Source organism: Collimonas fungivorans Ter331, from assembly GCF_000221045.1.
Taxonomy (GTDB): domain Bacteria; phylum Pseudomonadota; class Gammaproteobacteria; order Burkholderiales; family Burkholderiaceae_D; genus Collimonas; species Collimonas fungivorans_A.
This window is the reverse complement of sequence record NC_015856.1, coordinates 308,810-328,602: the sequence shown is the minus strand read 5'-3', so window position 1 is coordinate 328,602 and position 19,793 is coordinate 308,810. Positions and strand designations below refer to the sequence as shown.

Here is a 19,793-nt window from a genome sequence, read left to right as displayed (position 1 = left end):
ACTGCCTGGGCCGCCGGGGAAAATGCCATATATCTTGCGAAAAATGCAATCGGAAAACTGCGTGCGCACTAGTTTACTGGGGTTTTCTGCAATGCAACAACCTGTGAATAGTGACAGTTTCGGCGTTTTTTACTTTCTGTAAAGTAACAAAGCTGCTCCGCTTCCTACTTGCAGCATCGTTGCCACTTTTGCTTCGTAACCAGTAAATGCTGCGGCTGGCTGCCTTTACGGCCGCCGTCATCAAAGGTCGGTTACTGCAACTGGTGTCCGTCACAAATTTGTTTCCAAGCCAAGAGAATTCCATGCGCGCGCTCACCCTTCAGCAGCTTTGTCCATGCTCTCTCACCACTAAGGCAACCGCCTCCAGCAGCATCCCTTAAGACCCTGCTTCGACCCGGAACCGACCTCGGCTAGCCACATAGCCGTGGCATGCGGCGGCCCGGGAGACGCAGAGCGCTTCCTTATTTTTCGATTGTTGTCAAAACACTGCCTAGAGGTTTTTATGTCGAATCCGGTTGAAATATCTGCAGCACCAGGCGCGCTGGCCAACGACGCCCAAACGTCCGTCCATGAACTTTCTTCCGTACAGCAAGTGGTCTGGCTGGACCAGTTGCTCAATCCCGGCATCCCCTATTACAACATCGGCCTGGCGGCAAAAATCGATGCCGCCATCGATCCGCTCGTACTGCAGCAAGCCATCCGCCATTTCGCGATGGAGAACGATGCTGCCCGGCTGGTGCTGGTCAAGGCCGGCGGCGTGGCGCGGCAACAAGTGTTGCCGTCGGTGGATTTTGACTTGCCGGTGCTGGATTTTTCCGCCGAAGCCGATGGCGACCTGCGCGCCCGGCAGCGCATGGAGCAAGTGTTCAAGCAGCCGTTCGACCTGCACGGCGGGCTGCTATGGAAAATGGAACTGATACGCGTGGGTCCTGCGCGCTATTACTGGCTGCTGTGCTACCACCACCTGGTCGCCGACGGCATCAGCACCTCGCAGAGTTTCGCCAGCATCGCCAGCACCTACAACCGGCTGCTCGGACTGGATGAGACAGTCGCCGAAGCAGCACCCTCCTACCTGGACTTCATCGCCAAGGATCAGGATTACTTCTCCTCCGCCCGGTTTGCGCTCGACAAGGAATTCTGGCGCCAGCGTTTCACGCAACTGCCTGCGCGGCTGGTCCCCGGCGACAGCGCGCTTTCAGCCAAGACACTGGCGCCCAGCGAACAGGTCTACTGGTCTATTGAACGCCCCCTGTTCGAGCAGATGACAGCGTTTGCGGCAGCCCATGGCTTTTCCGCCTCGGATTTCATGCTGGCCCTGATCAGCGTTTATTTCGCGCGCGCCAACGACCTGGACGAGGTCGTCATCGGCGTGCCTATCCATAACCGCAGCAACGCCCGCGAAAAAAACACCTTCGGCATGTTCTCGTCGATCATTCCGGTGGCGATCGCGCTGGACCGCCAGCAACCGTTCAGCCAGGCGATGGCGGCCGTCGCAAAAGAACTGCGCCGCTGCTACCGCCACCAGCGCTTCCCTATCGTGGAAATCAACCGCGCCCACAATGTCGTGCAAAACGGTTATCGCCAGTTGTTCGACGTCTCGCTGTCGTATGAAGTTTTCGATACCGATTTCCCCATGGGCGACGGCATGGCCAGCGGCGTCAAGCTGGACCATGGCTTCGAGCAGACGCCGCTGGCCATGTCGTTGCGGGATTTCCACCGGGACCAGGATGTGCTGGTGGTGTTCGATTACAACACACGCCATTTCACACGCGATGAAGTCGCCAGGATACAAAGCCGCATGGCCTTGCTGATGGCTGCCGTCGTCGGCGGCGCCGATTGCATGATCGACCGGCTGCCGTTGCTCGCCGAGGCGGAGCGCCATCAGATCGTCACGGCCTGGAATGCAACCCAAGCCGATTATCCATCGTCCTTGCTGCCGCAGCTGTTCGAGGCGCAGGCGGCAAACACGCCGCAGGCAGCGGCCGTGGTGCATGGCGCCGAGCAGCTCAGCTACGACCAACTCAACCGCCAGGCCAACCGGCTGGCGCATTACCTGCGCGAACTGGGCGTCCAGCCGGACGACCGGGTGGCGATCTGCGTCGAGCGCGGCTTGTCCATGGTGGTCGGCTTGCTGGCAGTGCTGAAAGCAGGTGCCGCCTATGTGCCGCTGGATCCGGCGTATCCGGCGGAACGGCTGGCGCACATGCTGAACGACAGCGCGCCACGGGTGGTATTGACGCAGGCCGGCATCGAAGGCGAGTGGCAGCAGGTGCTGGCGACAATCCCTGCCAGCCTGCCGCTGCTGGACCTGCAGGCGCCAGCCTGGAGCGAATATCCGGAGCACAATCCGGATAGCAGCCAGCTCGCGCCATCCCACCTGGCTTATGTGATCTACACCTCGGGCTCGACCGGCACGCCGAAGGGTGTGATGATCGAACACCGGAACCTGAACAACCTGGTGCATTGGCATAACGCAGCATTCGATGTGCAGGCGGGCCACCGCACTTCCTGCGTGGCGCGGCTAGGGTTCGATGCCGCCGTGTGGGAAATCTGGCCGACCCTGAGCGTCGGCGCCACCCTGCTGCTGCCGCTGCAGGACGACGATGCCGCCACCGTCCTGGCATGGTGGCGCGAGCAGCCGCTGGACGTCAGCTTCCTGCCGACACCGATGGCCGAATATGCCTTGAGCAACGGCATCGTCAATCCGCACCTGCGCCATTTGCTGACCGGCGGCGATCGCCTGCGCCACGCTCCGCAGGCAGGCTTGCCGTTCTCGCTGGTCAACAATTACGGCCCGACCGAGGCCACGGTGGTGGCCACTTCCGGCCGCCTGACCGCGGCGGACGAAGTCCTGCATATCGGCCGGCCGATTGCCAACACCCAGGCGTATCTGCTGGACAGCCTGGGCCAGCCGGTGCCGGTTGGCGTGGCGGGCGAGTTGTACATCGGCGGCGCCGGCGTGGCGCGCGGTTATCTGAACCAGGCCGAACTGACCGAACAGCGTTTTGTGCCCGACCCATTCTCATCGCTGCCTGGCGCACGCCTGTACAAGACCGGCGACCTGGCGCGCTGGCAGGCGGACGGCAACCTGGTCTACCTGGGCCGCAACGATTTCCAGGTCAAGATCCGCGGCTTCCGCATCGAGCTGGGCGAAATCGAAACCCAGTTGGCGGCCCATCCGGCGATCCGCGAAGCGATAGTGATCGCACGCGAAGATACTCCCGGCGACAAGCGCCTGGTAGCCTACATCGTGGTCAATCAAGAAGTCGACGCCGAGACGCTGCGTGCGCACCTCAGCCTCAATGTGCCGGACTATATGGTGCCGGCAGCCTACGTCGCGCTGCCAGCGCTGCCATTGACGCCGAACGGCAAGCTGGACCGCAAGAACCTGCCGGCGCCCGAGGGCGATGCCTATGCCGTGCGAGCTTATGTCGCGCCAGAGGGAGAAACCGAAACCGCCCTGGCGGCCATCTGGTCGGAACTGCTGCAGATCGAACCCATCGGCCGCCACGACAACTTCTTCTCACTGGGCGGCCATTCGCTGCTGGCCGTGACCCTGATGGAAAAGATGCGCCAGCAAGGTCTGCAAGCCGAAGTGCGCGCCCTGTTTTCCTCCCCGACCCTGGCCGGACTGGCCGCGGCAATCGGCGCGGAAAGCCGGCTGGTTGCGGTGCCGGCCAGCCTGATTCCGGAAGGATGTGAACTCATCACACCGGCGATGCTGCCGATGGTGACGCTGAACGACGCTGAAATCGCCAGCGTTGTCGGCAACGTTCCGGGCGGCGCCGCCAATGTACAGGATATTTATCCGCTGGCGCCGTTGCAGGAAGGCATCCTGTTCCACCACTTGATGGCGAAAGAAGGCGATCCCTACCTGCTGGTGGGACTGACCGGTTTCGACACCCGGGCACGACTCGATTCTTATCTGGCAGCTTTGCAAGCCGTGATCCAGCGGCACGACGTGCTGCGCACCGCCATCGTCTGGGAAGGCGTGCCGGAACCGCTGCAGGTGGTCTGGCGCTCGGCGCCGCTGGTGCAGGAAGAGCTGATACTCGATCCGGCCGACGGCGACGTCGCACGCCAGCTGCGGGCCCGCTTCGATCCGCGCCATACCCGCCTCGACCTGACGCAGGCGCCGCTGATGCGGACCAGTTTCGCCTACGATGCCAGTCAGCAGCGCTGGGTGCTGCTGACCTTGATCCATCACCTGGTGAACGATCACACTACGCTGGAAGTGGTCCGCGCCGAGATCGCGGCATATTTGCAGGGGCAGGAGGAGCAGTTGCCGGTCCCCCTGCAGTTCCGCAATTACGTGGCGCAGGCGCGGCTCGGCGCCAGTACCGAAACACACGAAACCTTCTTCCGCCAGATGCTGGGCGATGTCGATGAAACAACCGCGCCGTTCGGTTTGCTGGAGGTGCATGGCGACGGCGATGGACTGGAAGAAAAGCACATGCAGCTCGATGCCGCGCTGGCGCAGCGCCTGCGGCAACAGGCGCGGCAACTGGGCGTCAGTGCAGCCAGCCTGTGCCACCTGGCGTGGGCGCAAGTGCTGGCGCGGGTCGCCAACCGCAGCGACGTGGTGTTCGGCACCGTGCTGTTCGGCCGCATGCAGGGCGGCGAAGGCGCCGACCGCATGATGGGCTTACTGATCAATACGCTGCCGTTGCGGATCAAGATCGATGCGCAAGGCGCGGCGGCAAGCGTGCAGCGCACCCATGCCTTGCTGGTGGAACTGATGGAACACGAGCATGCCTCGCTGGCGCTGGCCCAGCGCGCCAGTGCGATTGCCGCGCCGCAGCCCTTGTTCTCGGCCTTGCTCAACTACCGCCACAGCATGTCGAATGAGACAGCGCCAGCCGAACAGGCGGCCTGGCAAGGCATCACCCGGATTTCGGGAGAAGAACGCAGCAACTACCCCTTGAGCCTGTCGATCGACGACCTGGGATCTGGTTTCGCCTTGACCGCGCAAGTCACGTCAACCGTCGGCGCGCAGCGCGTATGCAGTTTCATGACGACCGCGCTGGAATGCCTGGTGGCGGCGCTGGAAACGACACCGGAGCGCTCTATCAACAGCATCGATGTGCTGCCCGCGACTGAGCGCCATCAGATCGTCCGCAGCTGGAACGCAGACCAGCCTAGCTATCCTGGGCAATTGCTGCCGCAGCTGTTCGAAGCGCAGGCGGCAAACACGCCGCAGGCAGCGGCCGTGGTGCATGGCGCCGAGCAGCTCAGCTACGACCAACTCAACCGCCAGGCCAACCGGCTGGCGCATTACCTGCGCGAACTGGGCGTCCAGCCGGACGACCGGGTGGCGATCTGCGTCGAGCGCGGCTTGTCCATGGTGGTCGGCTTGCTGGCAGTGCTGAAAGCAGGTGCCGCCTATGTGCCGCTGGATCCGGCCTATCCGGCGGAACGGCTGGCGCACATGCTGAATGACAGCGCACCGCGGGTGGTATTGACGCAGGCCGGCATCGAAGGCGGCTGGCAACAAGTAAGAGCAACGATTGCCGCCGGCCTGCCGGTGCTGGACCTGCGGACGCCAGCCTGGAACGCCTATCCGGACTACAATCCGGACAGCAGCCATCTGGCGCCGTCAGACATGGCGTACGTGATCTACACCTCGGGCTCGACCGGCGCGCCGAAGGGCGTGATGGTCGAACATCGCAACGTGACGCGCCTGTTTGCGGCGACCGACGCCTGGTTCCATTTCGGCGCAGAAGACGTCTGGAGCCTGTTCCACTCGTTTGCCTTCGACTTCTCGGTATGGGAGATCTGGGGCGCGCTGCTGCATGGCGGCCGCCTGGTGGTAGTGCCGCTGGAGACCGCACGTTCGGCGGAAGATTTCTACCGCCTGTTATGCCGCGAGAAGGTAACCATCCTTAACCAGACGCCGAGCGCCTTCCGCCAGCTGATAGCAGCCCAGGGCGGCAGCACCAAAACGCATCAGCTGCGGCATGTGATTTTCGGCGGCGAAGCGCTGGAACCGGCCACCCTGGTCCCGTGGTACGCGCAAAACCAGGGCTGCGCCACGCGCCTGATCAATATGTACGGCATCACCGAAACCACGGTGCACGTCACTTACCAGCCGATCGAAGCGGCCGATACCGCACGCGGCGGCGTCAGTCCGATCGGCGTGCGCATACCCGATCTCACCGTATATCTGCTGGATGTCCAGGGCGAACCGGCGCCGGTAGGCGTGCCGGGCGAGCTGTACATCGGCGGCGCCGGCGTGGCGCGCGGCTACCTGAACCGGCCGGAACTGACCGAGCAGCGCTTCATTCCCGATCCGTTCTCGCAAGAGCCGGATGCCCGCCTGTACAAGACCGGCGACCTGGCGCGCTGGCAGGCGGACGGCAGCCTGGTCTACCTGGGACGCAACGACTTCCAGGTCAAGATCCGCGGTTTCCGCATCGAACTGGGGGAAATCGAAACGCAACTGGCTTCTCATCCGGCCATCCGCGAAGCGGTGGTGATCGCGCGCGAAGACAGTCCCGGCGACAAGCGCCTGGTAGCCTACATTGTGGTCAATCAGGAAGTCGACGCCGAGACGCTGCGCGCGCACCTCAGCCTCAACATACCGGACTACATGGTGCCGGCAGCCTATGTCACGCTGGAATCCTTGCCGCTGACGACCAACGGCAAGCTGGACCGCAAGAACCTGCCGGCGCCGGACAGCGACGCCTATGCAGTAAGCGGCTATGAGGCGCCGCAAGGCGAGACAGAGATTGCGCTGGCGGCCATCTGGTCGGCCCTGCTGCAGATCGAACGCATCGGCCGCCACGACAACTTCTTCTCGCTGGGCGGCCATTCGCTGCTCGCCGTGACCCTGATGGAAAGAATGCGCCAGCAAGGCTTGCAAGCCGAAGTACGCGCCCTGTTTTCCTCCCCGACCCTGGCCGGACTGGCGGCGTCTATCGGCGAAGAAAGCCGCCTGGTCAACGTCCCCGCCAACCTGATTCCATCCGGATGCGAAACCATCACGCCGGAAATGCTGCCGATGGTGACGCTGAACGACGCTGAAATCGCCAGCGTTGTCGGCAATGTTCCAGGCGGCGCCGCCAATGTGCAGGATATCTATCCGCTGGCGCCGTTGCAGGAAGGCATACTGTTCCACCACCTGATGGCCAAGGAAGGCGATCCCTACCTGCTGGTGGGACTGACCGGTTTCGATACCCGGCAGCGGCTGGAAGCATACCTGGCAGCCTTGCAAGGCGTGATACAGCGGCACGACGTGCTGCGCACCGCAATCGTCTGGGAAGGCGTGCCGGAACCGCTGCAGGTGGTCTGGCGCTCGGCGCCGCTGGTGCAGGAAGAACTGATACTCGATCCGGCCGACGGCGACGTCGCGCGCCAGCTGCGCGCCCGTTTCGACCCGCGCCACACCCGCCTCGACCTGACGCAGGCGCCGCTGATGCGGACCAGTTTCGCCTACGATGCCGTACAGCGGCGCTGGGTACTGCTGACCTTGATGCATCACCTGGTCAGCGACCACACTACGCTGGAAGTGGTCCACGCCGAGATCGCAGCCCATCTGCAGGGCCAGGAAGCACAGCTGCCGGTGCCGCTGCAATTCCGCAATTATGTGGCGCAAGCCAGGCTGGGTGGAAATACCGAAGTGCATGAAACCTTCTTCCGTCAGATGCTGGCCGATGTCGATGAACCGACGGCGCCGTTCGGCTTGCTGGAAGTGCATGGCGACGGCGGCGGCCTGGAAGAAGGCCATGTGCGCCTCAGCGCGACCTTGTCTCGACGCTTGCGCCAGCAGGCGCGGCAGCTGGGCGTCAGTGCAGCCAGCCTGTGCCACCTGGCGTGGGCGCAAGTGCTGGCGCGGGTCGCCAACCGCAGCGAGGTGGTGTTCGGCACCGTGCTGTTCGGCCGTATGCAAGGCGGCGAAGGCGCCGACCGCATGATGGGCTTGCTGGTCAATACGCTGCCGCTGCGGCTCAACATCGATACCCAGGGAGCGGCAGCCAGCGTGCGGCATACGCACGCCTTGCTGGCGCAGCTGATGGAACACGAGCATGCCTCGCTGGCGCTGGCCCAGCGCGCCAGTGCGATTGCCGCGCCGCAGCCCTTGTTCTCGGCCTTGCTCAATTATCGTCACAGCGTATTGGGCGAACCCTCCCCGGCCGAGCAGGCGATCTGGCAGGGCATCACCCAGATCTCGGGCGAAGAGCGCAGCAACTACCCCTTGAGCCTGTCGATCGACGACCTCGGATCGGATTTTGCGCTGACCGCGCAGGTTACGCCCACCGTCGGCGCACAGCGCGTGTGCGGTTTCATGGCGGCCGCTCTGGAAGGGTTGGTGACAGCGCTGGAGGCGGAGCCGGAACGCGCCGTCAATAGCATCGACGTCATGCCGGCAGAAGAGCGGCATCAGGTGGTCAGCAAATGGAACGCAACCCAGGCGCAGCATCCCGCACCACTGCTGCCGCAGCTGTTCGAGGCGCAGGCGGCCAAGGCGCCGCAGGCAGTGGCAGTAGTGCACGGGCCGGCGCAGCTGAGTTACGCCGAACTCAATCGCCAGGCCAACCAGCTGGCGCATCACCTGCGGCAACTGGGCGTCAAGCGCAACGACCGGATAGTGCTGCAGCTTGAGCGCTCCTTGCCGCTGATTGTGGCGATGCTGGCGGTTCTCAAGTGCGGCGCCGCCTATCTGCCGATAGATGCCAGCTTGCCCGAAGAACGCAAGATTTTCATGGCAAACGACAGCGGCGCCAGCGTATTGTTGACGCTCAGCGGCAACCGCTGGCCGGCGCGGGCCGCGCTGGTGCGCATCGACCTGGACCAGATCGCCGCCGGCACTTATGCCGCCGACAACCTGACGCCGGGCGGCGACGACGAGACGATTGCCTACATCATGTACACCTCAGGTTCCACCGGGCAGCCGAAAGGCGTGCTGGTGCCCCAGCGCGGCATCAAGCGTCTGGTGCTGGAGAACGGCTACGCTGCCTTCGACGCCAGCGACCGCATCGCCTTCGCCGCCAATCCGGCTTTCGATGCCTCGACCGTGGAAATCTGGGGCGCCCTGCTGAATGGCGGTCGGATCGTGGTGATCGACAAAGAAATATTCCTGGATCCGCTGCATCTTGCCGGCGCGCTCGAACAGCAAGGCATCACCACGCTGTTCCTGACAACGGCGGTGTTCAATCAATGCGCGGCGATCATGCCGGAGGCATTCAGCCGCTTGCGCTTCCTGATGACCGGCGGCGAACGCTGCGATCCGGCTGCGTTTGCGCGCGTGCTGGAAGCCGGCGGGCCGCGGCACCTGATCCATTGCTACGGACCGACCGAAGCGACCGCTTATGCGACCACGTATGAAGTTACCGCGGTCGATGCTGCACAGGCGACCATACCGATCGGCCGGCCGATCGCCAGCACCCAAATATATCTGCTGGACGCGCAAGGCGAGCCTGTGCCAGTCGGCGTGGCAGGAGAGATGTATATCGGCGGCAGCGGCATCGCGCGCGGCTACCTGAATCGCGACGAATTGACGGCAGAGCGCTTTATTGCCGACCGTTTCAGCGGCCGCCCTGGCGCGTTGCTGTACCGTACCGGCGACCTGGCGCGCTGGCAGCAAGACGGTAACCTGGTGCACCTGGGCCGCAACGACTTCCAGGTCAAGCTCCGCGGTTTCCGCATTGAACTGGGCGAAATCGAAGCAAGGCTGGCGGCGCATCCTGCGGTGCGCGAGGCGGTAGTGATCGTGCGCGAGGATAGTCCCGGAGACAAGCGCCTGGTTGCCTACATCGTGACCGCCGAAGAGATCGACGCCGCGGCGCTGCGTGCGCATTTGAGCGCCGGCATGCCCGAGTACATGGTGCCGGCCGCCTATGTCGCGCTGGCGGCGTTGCCGCTGACAGCCAACGGCAAGCTGGACCGCAAGCACTTGCCGGCCCCTGAAACGGAAGCGTATGCGGCGAGCGGTTATGTCGCGCCGGAAGGCGAGTCGGAAACCGCGCTGGCGGCGATCTGGTCGCAACTGCTGCGGGTCGAACGCATCGGCCGCTACGATAATTTCTTCACCCTGGGCGGCCACTCGCTGGTGGCGGTACAGATGATTTCGCGCATCAGGCAATCCTTCAATATCGAGGTGGCGATCAGCGCCTTGTTTGAGTTTCCCGCGCTGCTCGATTTTTGCGCGGAACTGCTGGCCAGCGGCCACAGCGTCCGGCCGCCGCTGACGGCGGCCAGCGGCGCGGAACGTGAACTGCTGTCGTTCGCGCAGCAACGCTTGTGGTTCCTGGAGCAGATGGGCGGCGTCAGCCATGCCTACCATATCCCGCTCGGCTTGCAGCTGCGCGGCGAACTCGACCGGGTAGCCCTGGTCCAGGCGCTGGAGCGGCTGGTGTTCCGCCACGAAGCGCTGCGCACCAGTTTTGTCGCCAGGGAAGGCCACGGCGCAATCCAGCGCGTCGCAGCGGCAGACGTCAGTCATTTCCAGCTGCTGGAACACGACTTGCGCCATCATCCGGAGCGCGAGGCCGAGCTGGAACGCCTGCTTGCGGAAGAAGCGGCAAGGCCCTTCGACCTGGCCCAGGGTCCGCTGATCCGCGGCCTGCTGCTGCAAGAGACACGGACCCAGCACACGCTGCTGATCACCGCCCATCACATCGTGTCGGACGGCTGGTCGACCGGCCTGCTGCTGGATGAAATCAGCGCGCTCTACAACGCTTACCGGCAAGGCGCACACGATCCCTTGCCAGCCCTGGCCGTGCAATATCCCGATTACGCCGCATGGCAACGGCGCTGGATGAGCGGAGCGGTGCTGGAACAGCAGACCGCCTACTGGAAACAGAGCCTGGCCGGTGCGCCGACCTTGCTGGAACTGCCGACCGATCATCCGCGTCCGCCACAGCAAGACTACGCCGGCGCCAGCATCGACACCAGGCTGGACGCCGCGCTGACGCGGAAACTGAAGGCCTTGAGCCAGCGTCACGGCAGCACCCTGTACATGACGCTGCTGAGCAGCTGGGCCCTGCTGCTGGGCCGACTGGCAGGACAGGACGACGTCGTCGTCGGCACGCCGGCGGCGAACCGCAACCAGCACGAAGTCGAGAACCTGATCGGCTTCTTCGTCAACACGCTGGCGCTGCGCATCAGCCTGCCGGAGAACGCAACGGTGGCCTCGCTGCTGGCGCATGTCAAACAGCAATCCCTGGCGGCGCAGCAGCACCAGGAAGTGCCGTTCGAACAGGTGGTGGAACATGCCCGTCCGGTGCGCAGCATGGCGCACAGCCCGTTGTTCCAGGTGATGTTTTCCTGGCAAAACGCGCCGCAAGGCAAGCTGCAGCTGTCAGGCCTGGAATTGACGCCGCTGGCAGTCAGGCAGGTAACGGCAAAATTCGACCTGACCTTGTCGCTGGGCGAAGCGGGCGATGAACTTGCCGGCTCGCTGGAATATGCGACGGCCTTGTTTGAACCAAAGACAGTGGAACGTTACCTGGGCTACTGGCATCGGCTGCTGGAAGCGATGGTCGCCGACGATGCGCAGCAGATAGCGCGCCTGCCGATGCTGGGCGCCGCCGAACGCCGGCAGCTGGTGACCGGTTGGAATGTGACCCAGGTGATTTATCCGGAGCGCGAATCCCTGCTGCACCAGTTGTGCGAAGCGCAGGCCGAGCGGACGCCGCAAGCGGTGGCGGTGGAACAGGGCAGCGAACAGCTGAGCTATGCGGAACTCAACCGCCGCGCCAACCAGCTGGCGCACTACCTGCGCGAACTGGGCGTCCAGCCGGACGACCGGGTGGCGATCTGCGCCGAACGCAGCGTGTCCATGGTGGTCGCCTTGCTCGGCGTGCTGAAAGCGGGTGCAGCCTATGTGCCGCTGGATCCGGCTTATCCGGCAGACCGTCTGGCCTACATGCTCAGCGACAGCGCCCCGCGCGTGGTGCTGACCCAGGCAGGAATCGAAGGCAGCTGGCAACAGGTCAGGGCGACGATTCCATCGAGCTTGCCGGTGCTGGACCTGCAAGCGCCAAACTGGGATGCCTATCCGGACCACAATCCCGCCAGCAGCCATCTGTTACCATCGGACCTGGCGTACGTGATCTACACCTCGGGTTCGACCGGAAAGCCGAAGGGCGTCATGAACGAGCATCGCGGGGTGGTCAACCGCATGCTGTGGATGCAGCAGGCTTACGGCCTGGAGCAGCATGACGTGGTGCTGCAAAAAACGCCTTTCAGCTTCGACGTCTCGGTGTGGGAATTCTTCTGGCCGCTGATGGTGGGCGCAAAGCTGGTGATGGCCAAACCCGACGGCCATAAGGATCCACGCTACCTGAACGAGGTCATCCGTACCGCCGGCGTCACCACGCTGCATTTCGTGCCATCCATGCTGCAGGTGTTTGCCGCGCATGACGAAGCGGCCGGCTGCGCCAGCATCGTCCGCGTCATGTGCAGCGGCGAGGCGTTGCCGGCATCGCTGGTGCGCAGTTTCCATGCACTGTTGCCGCGCGCCCAGCTGCACAACCTGTACGGCCCTACCGAAGCTGCGGTGGATGTCACCGCCTGGGCTTGCGTCGCAGGAGAAACCCCGGCCGCTATCCCTATCGGCAAACCTGTCGCCAATACCAGCGTCTACATCCTCGATGCCGTGGGCGAACCGACGCCTGTCGGGGTCGCCGGCGAATTGCACATCGGTGGCGTGCAGGTAGCGCGCGGTTATCTGAACCGGCCGGAACTGACCGAACAGCGTTTTGTACCCGATCCTTTTTCACCGCTGCCCGGCGCGCGCCTGTACAAGACCGGCGACCTGGCCCGTTGGCAGGCGGACGGCAACCTGGTCTACCTGGGACGCAACGACTTCCAGGTCAAGATCCGCGGTTTCCGCATCGAGCTGGGTGAAATCGAAACGCAACTGGCTACTCATCCGGCGATCCGCGAAGCGGTGGTGATTGCGCGCGAAGATAGTCCCGGCGACAAACGGCTGGTGGCCTACATTGTCGTCAACCAGGAAGTCGATGCCGAGACCCTGCGTGCTCATTTGAGCGCCGGCATGCCCGAGTACATGGTGCCGGCAGCGTATGTCACGCTGGCGGCGCTGCCATTGACGCCGAACGGCAAGCTCGACCGCAAGAACCTGCCGGCGCCCGACGGCGATGCCTACGCCGCCGGCGCCTACGCCGCGCCGGAAGGAGAAACCGAAATCGCGCTGGCGGCCATCTGGTCGGAACTGCTGCAGATCGAACGCATCGGCCGCCACGACAACTTCTTCTCGCTGGGCGGCCATTCGCTGCTGGCGGTGCAGATGATTTCACGCCTGAGGCAGGCATTCCGTGTCGAAGTGGCATTGAACACGCTGTTCATGCATCCGTTTTTCGCCGACTTTGCCGCCACATTGTCCGCCAGCGATGCCAGCATCCGGCCGCCGATGACGGCCACCGTCGGCGCCGAACGGGAACTGCTGTCGTTTGCACAGCAGCGTTTGTGGTTCCTGGAGCAGATGGGCGAAGTGCGCCAGGCGTACCATGTTCCGCTGGGCTTGCAGCTGCGCGGCGAACTGGACCGGGTAGCCCTGGTCCAGGCGCTGGAGCGGCTGGTGTTCCGCCACGAAGCGCTGCGCACCAGTTTCATCCCGCAGCCAGGCCACGGCGCGGTACAACACGTGGCGGCGGCAGAGGTCAGTCATTTCCAGCTGCTGGAACACGATTTGCGGCACCATCCCGAACGCGACGCCGAAAGGGAGCGCCTGTTCGCCGAAGAAGCCGCCGCGCCGTTCGACCTGGCCCGGGGCCCGCTGATCCGCGGCCGCCTGCTGCAGGAGACGCGCACCCAGCACACGCTGCTGATCACGATGCACCATATCGTTGCGGACGGCTGGTCGATCGGCGTGCTGCTCAATGAAATCAGCGCGCTCTATAACGCCTACCGGCAAGGAGAACACGATCCGTTGCCGGCCCTGGCGGTGCAATATCCGGACTACGCGGCATGGCAGCGCAGCTGGATGAGCGGGACGGTGCTGGCACAGCATACGGCGTACTGGACAGAAAGCCTGGCAGGCGCGCCGACCTTGCTGGAACTGCCGACCGATCACCAGCGTCCGCCGCAGCAAGACTATGCCGGCGCATGGGTAGACACCGTACTGGACGGCACCCTGGCGAAAAAACTCAAGGCGTTGAGCCAGCGCCACGGCACCACCCTGCACATGACGCTGCTGAGCAGCTGGGCCCTGCTGCTGGGCCGGCTGGCCGGGCAGGACGACGTTGTCATCGGCACCCCGACCGCAAACCGCAACCAGCAGGAAGTGGAAGGATTGATCGGTTTCTTTGTCAATACGCTGGCGCTGCGGATCCACCTGCCTGAGCATGCCACGGTGGCAACGCTGCTGACCCACGTCAGGCAGCAATCGCTGGCGGCGCAGCAACACCAGGAAATTCCTTTCGAGCAGGTGGTCGAGCATACGCACCCGTTGCGCAGCATGGCTCATAGCCCCTTGTTCCAGGTAATGTTCGCTTGGCAGAATGCGCCGCAAGGCAGGTTGAGCCTGGCCGGCCTGGAATTGACGCAGCTGCCGTTCAAGCAGGTGACGGCGAAATTCGACCTGACCTTGTCGCTGGGCGAATCGGGCGACACGATTGCCGGCGTCCTGGAATATGCGACGGCACTGTTCGAACGCAGCACCGTGGAGCGTTACCTGGGATATTGGCAGCGCCTGCTGGCAGCAATGGTCGAGGACGATACGCAGCAAATCGCGCGCCTTGCGATCCTGAGCGCCGACGAACGCCGCCGGATAATAACGACGTGGAATGCCACCGAGGCCGACAATCCACAGGCAGCGCTGCCGCAGCTGTTCGAAGCACAGGCGGCGCGCACGCCGCAAGCGGTCGCGGTTGTCCATGGCGCCGAGCAGCTCAGTTATGCCGAGCTCAACCGCCGCGCCAACCGGCTGGCGCACCATCTGCACGAGCTGGGCGTCAAGCCGGGCGACCGGTTGGTATTGCAGCTTGAGCGCTCGTCGCAGCTGATCGTCGCCGAACTGGCGATTCTCAAGTGCGGCGCCGCCTATGTGCCGATAGATCCGGCTTTGCCCGACGAACGCAAGATCTTCATGGCAGGCGACAGCGGCGCCGGCTTCGTGCTGACGCTGGCCGGCGCCAGCTGGCCGGCGCTGGCCGCGCTCGCCAGGATCAACCTGGATGACGCCACGGGAACGGCATATGCAGCGGACAACCTGGCGCCGGCCGGTGACGATGAGGCAATCGCCTACATCATGTACACCTCGGGTTCGACCGGACAGCCCAAAGGCGTGATGGTGCCGCAGCGCGGCATCAAGCGCCTGGTGCTGGAGAACGGCTACGCCGCATTCGACGCCAGCGACCGCATCGCCTTCGCCGCCAATCCTGCCTTCGACGCCTCGACCATGGAAATCTGGGGCGCCTTGCTCAATGGCGGACGCGTCGTCGTGATCGACAAGGATGTATTCCTCGATCCGCTGCGTTTCGCCGATGCGCTGGACCGCCAAGGCGTCACCGCGCTGTTCATCACCACGGCCGTGTTCAATCAATGCGCGGCAATCGTGCCGGAGGCATTCGGCAAGCTGCGTTATCTGCTGACCGGCGGCGAACGCTGCGACCCGGCGGCTTTTGCGCGCGTGCTGGCAGCCGGCAAACCCGAGCACCTGATCCACTGCTACGGACCGACCGAAACCACCACCTACGCAACCACTTATGAAATCGCGGCGGTCGACGCTAGCCAGGCGACCATACCGATAGGCCGGCCGATCGCCAACACCCAGGTGTACTTGCTGGACATCCATGGCGAACCGGTGCCGGTCGGCGTGACAGGCGAAATATATATCGGCGGCGCCGGCGTCGCATGCGGCTACCTGAACCGGGCCGAGCTGACTGAAGAAAGGTTCGTTCCAGACCGCTTCTCCGGACGGCCTGGCGCGCTGCTGTACCGCACCGGCGACCTGGCGCGCTGGCAGGCCGACGGCAACCTGGTGCACCTGGGCCGCAATGACTTCCAGGTCAAGATCCGCGGTTTCCGCATCGAGCTGGGCGAGATCGAAGCAAAGCTGGTTGCCCATCCGGCGGTGCGCGAGGCGGTGGTGATTGCACGCGAAGACAATCCTGGCGACAAACGCCTGGTTGCCTATATTGTCGCCAATGAAAATGCCGATGCGGAAGAAGCCGGCGCCGAAACCTTGCGCTCCCATTTGAGCGTCAATATGCCGGAGTACATGGTGCCGGCGGCGTACGTGATGCTGGCCGCGCTGCCGCTGACGCCGAACGGCAAGCTGGACCGCAAGCACCTGCCCGCGCCCGCGGCGGATGCTTATGCGGTTGGCGGTTATGCGGCGCCGGAAGGAGAAATCGAAAACGTCCTGGCCGGGATCTGGTCGGAGCTGCTGCAGATCGAGCGCGTCGGCCGCCACGCCAATTTCTTCTCGCTGGGCGGGCATTCCCTGTCGATTCTGCAGGTAGTGAACCTGCTCAAGCAAAAAGGCGTGCGGGTTTCAGCCAGCGATGTGTTTACCTATCCGACCATCGCCGGGCTGGCCGAGCATATCGCACAGCTGAATCCGCTGGAGACGGAAAATTGCGCCGTGCTGATCCGTGCCGGCGGCCGCCAGCGCCCCTTGTTCCTGATGCACGAAGGTTCCGGCTTGCTGATTTACGCGCATATGCTGGCCACCCATATCAACCCCGACATCCCGGTATACGGCCTGCCGCCGGTGCCGCTGGATCAGCCGCAACTGTCGACCGTGCAAAGCATGGCGGCGCGCATGGTGGGGCTGGTGCGGGCGGTGCAGCCGCACGGGCCTTACCGGCTGGCCGGTTGGTCGTTCGGCGGCGCGCTAGCCTATGAGGTTGCGCAGCAGTTCATCAACGAAGGCCAGGAGGTGGAATTCATCGGGTTGTTCGATACTCACTGCTCAATCGGCGACGACGACGAACGCGAATGGAAACTGGGCGACAAACAGCTGATGCTGACGTTGCTGGAAGCGGCTGCCGGCAATGATCCTGTGCTGAAAGCGGCGATGGAAAAGCTGAAGGCGGCGGCGCCGGATATCGATGTCCCCACCCTGCTGCAGATGGCCAGGCGCAACGGCTTGTTCCCGTCCGGTTTCTCCTTGCAGGGCTTGCTGCAGCTGATGGAAAACAGCCGCACCATCATCCGCGCCTACGGCGACTATGCGGCGCAGCCGATCGGGGTTCCGGTGCATTTCTACAGCGCGGTGGGCGATACCGTCAACGAGCCTTTGCGCGGCTGGGGCGCCGTGGTGCCGGAAATGCTGTTGCGCCTGGTGCCGGTGCCGGGGACGCACCAGTCGATGATGATTTCACCGCACATCGAGGTTTTTGCGCATGCCTTGAATACGGCGTTGCAGCCGGCAAAGCTGGAAGGGGAACTGGCGTCGCTCCAGCCCTGAAGCCGGCATCCGAATCAGTTGCCATTGGGGAAAATTAACGGCAGGCCTGGCCCGGAAACCCGTGTTTAAGCAAGCCTTAAGTAAAGCCAAGTAGAATTAGCCAATCTGAACGCTTGCCCGGCGTGCAGGTCGAATTGCACAACGCCGGCCTGCCGGCGGCCATTTCCAATGTAAGGGGCCAGCCAGTGCCCTTGCCGCTCAAATCAACACCGAATATCGAATTGAAGGTTATATGCGCTTAAAAAACAGTCTGTTATGTGTCATCTTGGCAATTTCGACCGCTGCCCACGCGCTGGAAGCCGGGCCGCCGCCGGTCCTGTCGCCGCTGCAGCAGCAAGCGCAGGCGGCGCACCTGAGCGCGCAATTCCTTACCCGTTTCCATTACAAGCCGGTGCCGCTGGACGATACCTTGTCGGCCAAGGTCATCAACCGCTACATCAAGTCGCTCGACCCGGAAAAATTCTTTTTCGTGCAAGCCGATATCGATCAGTTTACGGCAGAGAACACCAAGCTGGACGACGCCATTTACCGCGAAGACCTGCGCATCCCCTTTGCCATTTTCAACCTGTACCAGCAGCGCATCGTCGAACGCCTGACGTATGCGCGCGAACTGCTCAAGCAGGGGTTCGATTTCAGCCAGAAAGAAGACTTCGCCTTCGTGCGCGACAAGGAACCTTGGCCGAAATCCGAGGCAGAGAGCCGCGACCTGTGGCGCAAGCGCGTCAAGAACGACTGGCTGCGCCTGAAACTGGCCGGCAAGAAGGACCAGGCGATCCGCGATACGCTCAGCAAGCGTTATGAAAATTCCCTGGCGCGCGCCTACAAGTATAAGAGCGACGACGTCTTCCAGATTTTCATGAACGCCTATGCGACCTCGATTGAACCGCATACCGATTACCTGGGCACCAGCGCGGCGGCCGATTTCGATATTTCAATGAAGCTTTCCCTGGTCGGCATCGGCGCGGTGCTGCAGGAAAGAGACGAATACACCACCATCCGCGAGCTGGTGGCGGGCGGCCCGGCGCAATTGTCCGGCAAGCTTGCGGTCGGCGACCGCATCGTCGGCGTCGCACAAGGCGACAAGGGCGCCGTGGTCGACGTGGTCGGCACCCGCATCGACGATGTGGTCAAGCAGATCCGCGGCGCCAAGGACACTGTGGTGCGGCTGGACATCTTGCCGGCCGACGCCGGTCCGGATGGCAAACACAAGCTGATCAGCCTGGTGCGCAACAAGATCAGCCTGGAACAGCAGGCCGCCAAGAAAACCATCTTGACCATCAAGAGCGGCGACACCACGCGCAAGGTCGGCGTGATTACCCTGCCTGCGTTCTATGAAGATTTCGACGGACGGCGCAAGGGCGACAAGAATTTCCGCAGCGCTAGCCGCGACGTGGCGGCGCTCCTGGCCGAACTGAAAAAAGAGAAGGTCGACAGCGTCCTGATGGATTTGCGCAATAACGGCGGCGGCTCGCTGACCGAAGCGGTGGACCTGACCGGACTGTTCGTCGGCAAGGGCCCGATCGTGCAGCAGCGCAATGCGCGCGGCGACGTCAACGTCGAAGGCGACGACATCCCGACACCGGCATGGACCGGTCCGCTGGCGGTGCTGATCAACCGCGGTTCGGCCTCTGCCTCGGAAATCTTCGCGGCGGCGATCCAGGATTATGGCCGCGGCATCATCGTCGGCGAAGGCAGTTTCGGCAAAGGCACGGTGCAGACCATGGTCAACCTTGACGAACTGTCGCATAACGACAAGCCGAAATTCGGCGAACTGAAGATGACCATCGCCCAGTTTTTCCGCATCAACGGCGGCACTACCCAGCTGCGCGGCGTGACTCCAGACGTCAGCCTGCCGGGTTTTTCCGACCCTGAGAGTTTCGGTGAATCGAGCTACGACAACGCCTTGCCATGGTCGCAGGTAAAGGCAGCCGACTACACCCCGGTCGGCGACGTAAAGGGCCTGCTGCCGCAGATCCAGAGCCGGCACGATGCGCGCGTCGAAAAGGACAAGGACTTCCAGCGTTTCCTGGAAGACGTGACTGAAGTGAATACGCTGCGCAAGAAGCGCGTCATCTCGCTTAACGAAACCGACCGCCGCACTGAAATGAACCAGCAGGAAGCTCGCCTGAAGGCGCGCGGCAAGGCTGGCGATGGCGGCGACGGCAAAGACAAGGATGCTGCCGATGCAGCCGATCTCAACCGCCAGGACGATGGCCTGCAAGCCAACGAACGCAGCCTGAGCGCCGAGCTGGCGGCTGAGAAAGCGCAAAAAAGCGCCAAGGACGTATTGCTGAACGAAGCCGCGAAAATCCTCGGCGACACCTCGGACCTGCTCAAGGCCAATCCGAAATTCGCGATGCAGCCGGCCAACGGCAAGGACAAGTAACGGTCCTGCCGCGCCTTGCCCTTGCCG

General features: G+C 63.5%; 2 protein-coding genes. Both read left to right on the top strand.

The genetic code is table 11. The features are described 5' to 3' along the window. The first annotated feature begins 502 nt into the window (after nucleotides 1-502). Entirely contained in the window at nucleotides 503-17,380 is a 16,878-nt protein-coding gene (locus CFU_RS01310; protein WP_050808442.1) for a non-ribosomal peptide synthetase, read from the top strand. A gap of 232 nt (nucleotides 17,381-17,612) precedes the next feature. Then, a complete protein-coding gene (locus tag CFU_RS01305) occupies nucleotides 17,613-19,766 on the top strand; it encodes a carboxy terminal-processing peptidase (RefSeq protein ID WP_014004242.1) in 2,154 nt (717 codons plus the stop codon). Nucleotides 19,767-19,793: the final 27 nt, after the last annotated feature.

Bases quoted from the DNA above. Each gene is read 5' to 3' on its own strand.
- CFU_RS01310 (WP_050808442.1), top strand. From the start codon at position 503: ATGTCGAATCCGGTTGAAATATCTGCAGCACCAGGCGCGCTGGCCAAC.
- CFU_RS01305 (WP_014004242.1), top strand. From the start codon at position 17,613: ATGCGCTTAAAAAACAGTCTGTTATGTGTCATCTTGGCAATTTCGACC.